Below are 8,265 nucleotides of genomic sequence, written 5' to 3' on the forward strand. Positions count from 1 at the left end.
CACCCAGAGCGGTGAACCAGATCCCAATCACCGGCCATGCACCCAAGAAGAAGTGCAAGGAGCGGCTGTTGTTGAAAGAAGCGTATTGGAAGATCAAACGACCAAAGTAACCGTGAGCGGCAACGATGTTGTAGGTTTCTTCTTCTTGACCGAACTTGTAACCATAGTTTTGGCTTTCCACTTCGGTGGTTTCACGAACCAAGGAAGAAGTCACCAAAGAACCGTGCATAGCGGAGAACAGAGCGCCACCGAACACACCGGCCACACCTAACATATGGAAGGGGTGCATCAGGATATTGTGTTCAGCTTGGAATACCAACATGAAGTTGAAGGTTCCAGAGATACCCAGAGGCATACCGTCAGAGAAAGAACCTTGACCGATGGGGTAGATCAGGAACACGGCGCTGGCAGCCGCCACAGGAGCGCTGTAAGCGACGCAGATCCAAGGACGCATACCCAAGCGGTAGGATAATTCCCACTCACGACCCATGTAGCAGAAGATGCCGATCAGGAAGTGGAAAATCACCAACTGGTATGGGCCACCATTGTACAGCCACTCATCGAGAGAAGCGGCTTCCCAAATGGGGTAGAAGTGTAAGCCAATGGCGTTAGAAGAAGGAACAACGGCACCAGAGATGATGTTGTTGCCTAACAGTAAGGAACCCGCCACAGGTTCACGGATACCGTCGATGTCCACGGGAGGAGCAGCGACGAAAGCAATGATGTAGCAGATGGTTGCGGTCAGAAGGGTGGGGATCATCAGGACGCCGAACCAGCCCACATACAGGCGGTTATCGGTGCTCGTGACCCAAGAACAGAAGCGCTGCCACAGAGAAGCGCTTTCGCGTTGTTGCAGAGTAGTAGTCATGTGCTTTATGAGTGCTATGTAGTTTTCAATGTTCGGATGATGTTTATAGATTAACCCGATTGTTAAGCTTTGTAAAGGGGTTTAATAAATATTTATTCTCATCAGTCTGATAATTTGCACTTATGATTAGAGTGGTGGCATCCCTAGGAATATACCCCCAACCCCTCTTTTTAAGCTAATCTTGTGGGGGTTCGGGGGCAAACCGGCGCCGGAAATAATCAGGTTTACCCCCTGTTCCGCCGAAGTGCGAACTAGAGTTTCATAATCTCTAGCCACCACCATCACGTTGACGCCGATAATCCCATCGGGACTCAGTTGGCGGGCGGTTTGCAGTTCGTCAATCAACGCCAATCGATTGGCCTCAAAAAACTGTTCTCGTCTGATCCGAGGGTTGCTTTCGTTGGGGTCAAAGTAGGGCGAATTTAACCCTAATCCCACCCCGGAGACGACGCCGACTCCTCCCGCATTGGCAACGGCAGCGGCCAGATGCGATCCCGAAATGCGGATCCCCATTCCCCCCTGGATGATGGGATAACGGGCGATATGTTGACCAATTTGTAGTGAAGGCAATGTTTCCATAGGTTTTTGTCTTCTGGTTTAGGAATATCTTGTGGGTGGTCGGTGAAGCGGTGACTTTAGCCGTTCCTAGTTCAGTATAAGTATTTGTGGTAAGTCATACAACTATATAGTGTAATAGTTATATAAAAGTTAGCGGACAAATAAACCCGGTTTCTTCAAGAAACCGGGTTGCTTCAAGAAACCGGGTTGCTGAGATTAATCGCGCAAAACTCGATCCAAAACTTGGCCATTTGCCCCAACTAATTCGATATGCAGAGGCATTTGTCCGGCAGCGTGGGTGGAACAACTCAAGCAAGGATCGTAGCAACGAATCCCCGCTTCTACGCGGTTGAGCATTTCTTCAGGAATGTCATTCCCGTGAATATAATGCTTGGCAATTTGGGCCACGGTTTTATTCATCGCCAAGTTATTATTGCCGGTGGCAACAATCAGGTTGACTTTTTGCAGCAAACCATTTTCATCTACTTGGTAATGATGGAATAAAGTACCCCGTGGGGCTTCGCTGACCCCGATCGCATCCAATTCATTCACTCCACCCGTAGCCCGAACTCGGCTAGAAACCACATCGGGATCGTTAACTAGCTGTTCAATTTTCTCTAACGAAGCGACGATTTCTAGCAACCGGGCATAGTGATAGAAGAAGGAAGAAGTCGCCACACCACCAGCCCGATCGCGGAATTCTTGTAACTCGCGATCGGCGAGAGGAGTACCAAAATTAGAGCAAATATTCACCCGCGCCAAAGGCCCAACCCGATAAATCCCATCAGGATAACCCAAAGGTTTGTAATAGGGGAATTTCAGATAAGACCATTTTTCCACGGACTCACCGATAAAGTCCCGATAATTATCTTCACTCAAATTATCGGCCACAATATTGCCTTGACTATCGGTAAAGCGCAGATGACCGCCATAATGTTCCCATTCGCCATTTTTGCCCACTAATCCCATAAATAGGGAGGGGAAATTACCAAACTCTGCTACTTCTGTGGTCAGTTGATCTAAAAGACGCTTAAACAAACTCAAAGCTGTTTCAATGGTCGCGAAAGATTCTGGTAGGCGATCGCGAATCCACTGGCATTTTTCGTCATTCAGAGGCGATCGCACCCCACCGGGAACCGCCCAAGCAGCGTGAATCTTTTTCGCCCCCAGCAACTCAATAATCGTTTGGCCAAACTGCCGCAAACGAATCCCTGCCCTGGCTAAATCCGGGTCTGCCGCCATCAAACCAAACACATTTCGGGTCGCAGGATCGCTATCCCATCCTAACAAAAAGTCAGGACTACTTAAGTGGAAAAACGACAAAGCATGAGATTGGGTAAACTGGGCCAAATTCATCATGCGCCGCAATTTTTCCGCAGCTACCGGCACCTTCACCGCCAGAATTTTATCCCCAGTTTTTGCCGCTGCCAACAAATGACTTACTGGACAAATTCCGCAAATCCGAGCGGTAATCCCAGCCATTTCTGTAAAAGGTCTACCTTCGCAGAACTTCTCAAAACCGCGATATTCGACCACATGAAATCGAACATCATCGACTTCACCGGCATCATCTAGAAAAATCGATATTTTTGCGTGACCTTCAATCCGCGTCACCGGATCAATTACTACTGTTTTCGCCATAATAACTTGCCTGAATTCTTGTGATTTTTAACTGGTTATTTGTTAGTGGTTATTGGTGGTTTGTGATTGGCACTTTTGCATCAAAAATAACAAATAACCAATAACCCCTAACCAAATTTTTAACCAAACTTAATCATTTCTCGTCCTGCCATCACGGGTTTTTCGCCATTCAGGAGTGGTGCGATCGCCGCTTTAATCCGAGCCGCATCCGGGGGACAACCGGGCAAATACAAATCTACCGACACCACCTCATGTACCGGACTCACCCGGTCAAGTAACTCTGGCACAATCCCCGGTTCATCGGGCAACTGTGGCGTAATATCGCCCAATTCCAGATAACCCCGTTTCAACACAGGTTCAGCGGAACCCAACATATTCCGCATCGCGGGCACATTCGCCGTCACCGCACAATCCCCAAAAGAAATCAGGAACTTAGTACGTTCTCGAACTAACTTGAGTAGTTCCAAATTATCTTCATTGGCAACAGCGCCTTCCACCAAACAAACATCAACGTTTTCGGGATATTCTTTGATATCAGACCCCACCGGGCTGTACACCACATCTACATATTTGGCGACTTCAAACAGCCACTCATCCAAGTCTAGAAAAGACATATGACAGCCGGAACAGCCAGCCAGCCAAACCGTAGCAAATCTTATCTTGTCCATTGCTTATTCTCCCGTGCGTTGACCAAAAATTCGAGTTTGTCGCGATCGTGGGTCATTTCTCCTGTGGTAGAACCCTTACGGAAAATCGACCCCGTGGGGCAAGCTTCCACGCACTTACCGCAGGAAGTACAAGCATCTACCTCACCCCAAGGTTGATTCAATCCCGTAATCAGACGTGAATTGCCGCCACGATTTGCCACATCCCAAACGTGCGCCCCTTCAATTTCATCGCACACCCGCACGCACCGTGTACACATAATGCAGCGGTTGTGGTCGATGCCAAACTGAGCATGAGACATATCCACGTCCCGTTTGGGGAAACGGTACTCAAAGCGGCTGTGATCCATCCCCACTTCGATCGCTAAATCTTGCAACTCACAATTGCCATTCGCCACACAAACCGCACAAACATGGTTGCCTTCCGCAAACAGCAACTCCAAAATCATGCGCCGATATTCTTGAAGCTTCGGACTATTTGTATGGATCACCATCCCTTCCGTGGGCTGGGTGGTACAAGCGGGCAACAACTTGGGGATGCCTTCCACTTCCACCAAACAAACCCGACAAGCGCCCACATCGGTGATACCTTCCAAGTGACACAACGTGGGAATCCGAATCCCGGTCTCTCGCGCTACTTGTAGGACTGTTTCCCCCTCGCGAGCGCTGACCATCTCACCATTGATCGTTAAAGTGATAACTGACATAAGACCTAATTTCTCCTTTTATTTGTTATTGGTTAATTGTTGTTGGTTATTTGTTGTTAGTGATTCGTTATTCGTTATTCGTTATTTTGTACAGTTTCCCCCCACCAACCAAAGAATCCCTACCCAACAACCAACAACCACCAGCCAATAACTAACAACTCACTGCCACTTTTCCATTAGGACTGTCCTGAAGCAGCACTAAATACTCATCGCGGAAATAGCGGAGGGTACTGAGGATCGGGTTCGGTGCGCTCATCCCCAGTCCACACAAGCTGGTTTCTTTGACCATCAGGCAGAGGGCTTCTAATTTTTCGATATCTGCCAAAGTTGCTTGTCCCTTGAGGATTTTGGTCAGGGCTTCGTGCATTTGCACTGTACCCGCACGGCAAGGAATACATTTACCGCAGGATTCTTCCCGGCAGAACTCCATATAGAATTGCGCCACGTCTACCATGTTGGTGTTTTGATCCATGACCACCATACCGCCGGAACCCATCATCGAACCCAGTTTGGTCAGGGAATCGTAATCCACGGGCGTATCGAGCAAATGAGCCGGAATACAACCACCGGAAGGGCCGCCGGTTTGCACCGCTTTGACGCTGCCATTGGGAACGCCGCCGCCCATTTCTTCCACAATTTCCCGCAGGGTAATCCCCATCGGCACTTCAATCAGGCCATTGTTGCGGATTTTGCCCGTGAGGGCGAAAATTTTCGTGCCTTTGCTCTTTTCGGTGCCAATGCTGGCATACCACTCAGCCCCTTTATTAATAATCGTGGCGATATTGGCAAAAGTTTCCACGTTGTTAATCAGGGTGGGACATTCCCATAGTCCTGACTGGGCCGGGTAGGGAGGACGAGGACGAGGATTGCCCCGTTCGCCTTCTACAGAGGCGATCAGCGCGGTTTCTTCCCCACAGACAAAGGCTCCCGCCCCCATGCGAATATCAATTTTGAAGTCAAACGGTGAGCCAAAGATTTGACTGCCGAGGACACCATATTTCTTGCCTTGTTGAATGGCTTTTTCTAAGCGTTTGATCGCCAGGGGATATTCCGCCCGCACATAGATAAACCCGTGGTTGGCACCCAAAGCATAACCGGCGATCGCCATCCCTTCGATGACCAAATGGGGGTCACTTTCTAGGACACTGCGATCCATAAACGCACCAGGGTCGCCTTCATCTCCATTGCAGACCACATATTTCTGATCTCCGGGCATCTTCGCCACCGTTGCCCACTTCAGACCCGTGGGAAAACCCCCGCCCCCACGTCCGCGCAATCCACTCTTGGTAATTTCCTGCACCACTTCCGCAGGACTCATGTCATGGATCACCTTATATAAAGACTCATAACCACCCACGGCAATATATTCTTCAATCCGTTCTGGGTCAATTTTGCCGCTATTTTCTCTGACAATCTGAACTTGACGGCTAAAAAATGGGTGATTCGGGTCGCCTTTAAGCAAGTCTGCTTCCGTATTGTTTTTCAGGGCGTCAATAATCAGGGTGGCTTGTTCTGGCTTCACCTCTTCATACAAAATATTGTCTGGGTCAATTTGGACTAATGGCCCGCGACCGCAAAAGCCCATGCAGCCAACCCCGACCACTTCCACCGTCGCATCTAAGCCCGCTTCGGTGGCGGCGGTTTCCAGATTTTTCTTCAGTTCCACTGAATTAGACGCTTGGCAACCCGTCGATGTACAGCAATGTACCCGAATGTTCTTCTGTCTTGCCCGTTCTTTAGCGGCTATTTCACGCAGTTCAATTAAATCCATATTACTTACTCCTCTGTTTCAATTCCTCGGCAAAATTCAGGAGGTGATGTTCTTTCTATCATTCAGTTTTCTGGTATTGCGCCAGTCGATTCACCACCACTTCTGGAGTTTGTTTACTCGCCACTGTGCCGTCAAAAACCACCGCCGGGGCAATGCCACAAGCCCCAATACACCGGGCGGCCATCACCGATACCTGGCCATCGGGGGTTGTTTCACCGGGGCGAATGCCGAATTTCTGCTCAATTTCTTTGACAATTTCACCCCCACCTTTGACATAACAAGCAGTGCCCAAGCAAACGACGCAAGTATGCGCCCCACTGGGTTTCAGGGTGAAGAGATGGTAAAAGGTCGCCACGCCATATACACGACTCAGGGGCAGTTTCAGACCTCTTGCTACATAGAGCAATACATCTTCTTCTAGGTAGCCAAAAGCTTCTTGAGCTTTATGCAATACCTCAATCAACGCATCTTGACGATATTGATTCCGCTTCATCGTCATGTCTAGCACTTTGAAGCGTTTATCCCCGCTAGGATGGTCTGATGGGCTTTTTTTGGCTTTGGCCGCTTCACTTTTCACTTCTTTGGTTTGCATAGCTAATTTATTCCTTTTTTTCGCTCGAAATAAGGGATTCTATGGGTTGGGTTATTCGGCTTTTGCGGGTCGCGATCAGGTAATGCTTCTCTATTAGGTTGACCGCGTAAATTACCCGTTGAGAAAGATTTCCACTTCCCATGTTGAGTCGGTATTTATCTCCCCAGATAATCGTTTATGGTTTTAACCTCCTAGCTAATTGAGGCGGTTGAGACAGGTTTTTCATTATGCTCAAACTTCTGGTTGACTGCTCACTCTATATCCTGACATATTTTTTAGGAATATATTGCCTGATTCCAGAATGTTTTTATAATTTATCCGTTAAATTTTCTCCCCGCTGGTTATTCGATCGATCTGATTTTTTGCCGATTTATTAGTTAAATTCCTCTGACATTAGATTTTTTGTAAGCTATTCTATGAATTATAGTCAAAACCATTCCCTAAACAGATTAAATTATGTGAAGTAATATGAGATACAGACATCGGCTTGATTTATTTATATTTTCAGTTTTGCCAGTTGAAAAACTTAAGATTTGTTTAAGATTTATTTCAAAAAAACAACATGGTTGTTGTTTAATCTCTGCTTTTGGTTAAGACAGTTTTTCTCTATTTTTGACTGACTCAGCTTGTGTCATGTATTCATCAAAAACAAGGGGAAATCATGGATGGGGATTTATTTTTTCTGTTGATTTGCCCGCTTTTTTGCGACCCCGAGAGTGATTCACCACAACCCAGCCTTCAGTAAAATATGATTCACGGGCAAATTCAGCCATGATTCCCTAGCGGCGATCGCGCCCCTGGTTTCGATGGAAATAGGCGATCGCGCTTTAATCAAAAAAACTTACTCTTTACATAAAAAAGCTTAATCTTAATCAGGGTTGAAATGTAAAGAATTGTGTGTTATATTAAAAATGGGCAAACAAAAAGCCCAATAAATAGAACCTAGAAAAATACATAGCACTCATAAACACATGACCACTACTCTGCAACAGCGCGAGAGCGCTTCTCTGTGGCAGCGCTTCTGCTCCTGGGTCACGAGCACCGATAACCGCCTGTATGTGGGCTGGTTCGGCGTCCTGATGATCCCCACCCTTTTGACCGCAACCATCTGCTACATCATTGCTTTCGTCGCTGCTCCTCCAGTGGACATCGACGGTATCCGTGAACCTGTGGCGGGTTCCTTACTGTTAGGCAACAACATCATCTCTGGTGCCGTTGTTCCTTCCAGCAATGCGATCGGTCTGCACTTCTACCCCATTTGGGAAGCCGCTTCTCTCGATGAGTGGCTGTACAATGGTGGCCCATACCAGTTAGTGATTTTCCACTTCCTGATCGGCATCTTCTGCTACATGGGTCGTGAGTGGGAATTATCCTACCGCTTGGGTATGCGTCCTTGGATCTGCGTCGCTTACAGCGCTCCTGTGGCGGCTGCCAGCGCCGTGTTCCTGATCTACCCCATCGGT

At 47.8% G+C, this 8,265-nt stretch carries 7 protein-coding genes and 1 pseudogene; 1 reads left to right on the plus strand and 7 read right to left on the minus strand.

The genetic code is table 11. The features are described 5' to 3' along the window. The 7 genes from psbA to hoxE all read right to left on the minus strand — a co-directional run. A partial coding sequence (psbA, locus tag AM228_RS28045; RefSeq protein ID WP_054470271.1) for a photosystem II q(b) protein occupies positions 1 to 868 on the minus strand: 868 nt, incomplete at its 3' end. Positions 869 to 994: 126 nt separating this feature from the next. Then, on the minus strand, positions 995 to 1,447 hold the full coding sequence (locus AM228_RS28050) for a nitronate monooxygenase (protein WP_231636971.1): 453 nt from the start codon (positions 1,445 to 1,447) through the stop codon (positions 995 to 997). 195 nt (positions 1,448 to 1,642) lie between these two features. After that, a complete protein-coding gene (locus tag AM228_RS28055; RefSeq protein ID WP_054470272.1) occupies positions 1,643 to 3,067 on the minus strand; it encodes a Ni/Fe hydrogenase subunit alpha in 1,425 nt (474 codons plus the stop codon). Between the two features lie 119 nt (positions 3,068 to 3,186). Next, on the minus strand, positions 3,187 to 3,735 hold the full coding sequence (locus AM228_RS28060) for an oxidoreductase (protein WP_054470273.1): 549 nt from the start codon (positions 3,733 to 3,735) through the stop codon (positions 3,187 to 3,189). Next, on the minus strand, positions 3,723 to 4,439 hold the full coding sequence (hoxU, locus tag AM228_RS28065) for a bidirectional hydrogenase complex protein HoxU (RefSeq protein WP_054470274.1): 717 nt from the start codon (positions 4,437 to 4,439) through the stop codon (positions 3,723 to 3,725). The genes AM228_RS28060 and hoxU overlap by 13 nt, the downstream gene beginning before the upstream one ends. A gap of 151 nt (positions 4,440 to 4,590) precedes the next feature. Beyond that, on the minus strand, positions 4,591 to 6,210 hold the full coding sequence (gene nuoF / locus AM228_RS28070; protein ID WP_054470275.1) for an NADH-quinone oxidoreductase subunit NuoF: 1,620 nt from the start codon (positions 6,208 to 6,210) through the stop codon (positions 4,591 to 4,593). Between the two features lie 58 nt (positions 6,211 to 6,268). Further along, positions 6,269 to 6,802: a bidirectional hydrogenase complex protein HoxE gene (gene hoxE / locus AM228_RS28075; RefSeq protein WP_054470277.1), complete on the minus strand. Its 534-nt coding sequence runs from the start codon at positions 6,800 to 6,802 to the stop codon at positions 6,269 to 6,271. 971 nt (positions 6,803 to 7,773) lie between these two features. Here hoxE and AM228_RS28080 point away from each other — a divergent pair. Beyond that, positions 7,774 to 8,265 (plus strand): annotated as a pseudogene (locus tag AM228_RS28080) (photosystem II q(b) protein); the annotation flags it as partial.

Origin of the sequence: Planktothricoides sp. SR001 (genome assembly GCF_001276715.1) — a bacterium.
Lineage (GTDB): Bacteria > Cyanobacteriota > Cyanobacteriia > Cyanobacteriales > Laspinemataceae > Planktothricoides > Planktothricoides raciborskii.